Source organism: Sabulicella rubraurantiaca (genome assembly GCF_017355885.1).
Lineage (GTDB): Bacteria > Pseudomonadota > Alphaproteobacteria > Acetobacterales > Acetobacteraceae > Roseococcus > Roseococcus rubraurantiacus.
This window is the reverse complement of sequence record NZ_JAFEUU010000050.1, coordinates 1-2383: the sequence shown is the minus strand read 5'-3', so window position 1 is coordinate 2383 and position 2383 is coordinate 1. Positions and strand designations below refer to the sequence as shown.

The following is a 2383-nucleotide window of genomic DNA, read 5'->3' as shown; positions in this document are numbered from 1 at the left end:
CGCGGGCAGCGAGTCTGGGCGTCGAGGCTGAGGGTGAGACCAGGGTGCTGCGCGATCCCTGGGAAACCGCCATCATGCTGACTGCGGGCTGAACGCCGCCTCGGGCGAGTAGACCTGAAGCCGCATCCTCGGAAACCCGCCTCGCTGGTCGCCGGTTCTTGCAACGTGCGGCGCCACGCAATGCCGTGCGCCTCAGAAAGCCAAGCAGGAGGATGCCCCATGACCATCCACCGTTCTCTGTCACTGCTCGCGACGGCCGCGCTTTTGGCGGGCACACCCCTCGCCTATTCACAGACGCGCCCCGATGGCGCCCCTGGCAACCCACCCTCGACCGCGACCGGGCGCGCGGTGGATCGCGCACAGGGTGAAGTGCCCCGCCCTGATGGCACGCCTGGCAACCCGCCCGGCACGGCCGTGGGCCGGGCCGTGGACAGCACTCTCGGCACCAACACCACAGGCGCGAACCCATCGGGCGCGGCGACAGGCGCCACGACCACACCCGCGACGACTTCGACCTCCCCGATGACCGTTGATGCCGCAAGCCTGCGCGGCGCCTTGAGCGCCCGCCGGTTGATCGATGCGGATATCTATGGCGCGAACGACCGGGAGGTCGGCGAGGTCGAGGATGTCATCATCCCCCAAGGCGGGACGGGAGGGCTTGTCGTCGTGCTTTCGGTGGGGGGCTTCCTCGGCATGGGTGAGCGGCACGTCGCCGTGCCCTTCAGCCAGCTGCAGCACAACGCGGACCGGAACCGTTGGGTCCTGCCCAACGCCACAGAGGAGACGCTCCGGGCGATGCCGGTCTTCAACCTGGACGAGTTCGGGCGGAACCGGAACCGGGCCAACTCCGATCGCCCAAGGCGTGACTCCGTCACTGGCACGACCACGGACGGAGCAGCGTCGCGTCCGGGTGCCTCCGGCGGCACTAGCGTGACGCCCGCACCGGCCACCCCAGCCAACCCGCCGACGCGTTGATCACGGGCCTATAGAGCGGGAGGGGGAGAGGCCCCCCTCCCTCGGACCGAGCGCCACGCCCATGGCTGCGAGGGCTTCCATGGATTCTGCAACGCGAATTGGCTTGATGCCGCCGCGTTGACCCCGGAACATTCACCTTCGCCGGACGCTCGCTTTCGATGAACCCCTACATTTTGCTGCTGACGGGCACCGGCGTGCTGATCCTGTTGGTGGCCTGGCTGCCCATGGTACTGCGGGAGCTGCCGCTGTCCCTGCCGATGTTCTGCGTGGCCTTCGGCTTCGTCGCCTTCGGCCTCTCCAGCGGCGACACTCCGGACCCGCTGGCATATCCGGAGGCCACCGAACGGCTCACCGAGATCGTCATCATCATCGCCTTGACGGGCGCTGGCCTGAAGCTGGACCGCCCCTTTAGGTGGCGTACTTGGTCGACGACCTGGCGTCTGCTCGTCATTGCCATGCCGCTCACAATCATCGGCATCGCGGCGGTCGGCCACTGGTTCCTTGGCTTTGGCTTGGCGACCGCGCTGCTGCTCGGGGGCGCGCTGGCATCGACCGATCCGGTGCTCGCCGCCGACGTGCAGGTGGGACCACCGCGCTCTGGCGAGGAGGACGAGGTGCGCTTCACCCTCACCGCCGAGGCGGGGTTCAACGACGGCCTTTCCTTTCCTTTCGTGCACCTCGCGGTGGCCGCGATGGCGCGCGGGAACCTCTCCGGGCCATGGCTGCTCGACTGGGCGGTGGGCGAAGTGGCCTGGAAGGTCGGCGCAGGCGTGGTCGTCGGCTTGGCGATCGGCCGGGCGCTCGGCTGGCTGCTCTTCCGCGTGCCGAACCGCGCCGGGCTTTCGCGAACCGGGGAGGGCTTCGTGGCGCTCGGCATCACCTTTCTCGCCTACAGCCTGACCGAGCTTGCGCACGGGTACGGCTTCCTTGCCGTCTTCGTTGCTGCGCTCGCGGTGCGCTCAGCCGAGCGCGAGCATGAATATCATGAGCGGCTGCACGACTTCGTCGACCAGACGGAGCGTCTCATGATGATGGTGCTGCTTGTGCTCTTTGGCGGCGCGCTGGCGGGCGGATTACTGAATGCGCTCACATGGGAAGGTGCAGCGGCGGTGCTCATCTTTCTCTTTGTGGTGCGGCCGGCGGCGGGGATGGTCTCCCTGGTTGGCTCTCCGCATCCGTTCGGTGAGCGTGCAGCTGTCGCGTTCTTCGGGATTCGTGGGATCGCCAGCTTCTACTACCTGGCCTATGCGCTGAGCGAGGAGCGCTTCGAACGTCCTGACGAGATGTGGGCAGTGGTTGGTTTCACCGTGATGGTGTCCATTCTCCTTCATGGTGCGACCGTGACGCCGGCTATGCGCTGGCTGGACCGCAGGCGCAGCGCCCAGGGCGTGCTGCCGCTCGATGCGAG

2 protein-coding genes are annotated in these 2383 nt (G+C 67.8%); both read left to right on the top strand.

Going from position 1 to position 2383, the window contains the following annotated elements; all coding sequences use genetic code 11:
- The first annotated feature begins 219 nt into the window (after positions 1-219).
- A complete protein-coding gene (locus JTJ31_RS24305) occupies positions 220-975 on the top strand; it encodes a PRC-barrel domain-containing protein (RefSeq protein WP_207541321.1) in 756 nt (251 codons plus the stop codon).
- A gap of 158 nt (positions 976-1133) precedes the next feature.
- Positions 1134-2383, top strand: a 1250-nt coding sequence (locus JTJ31_RS24300; protein ID WP_207541320.1) for a cation:proton antiporter, incomplete at its 3' end; no start/stop codon positions are given.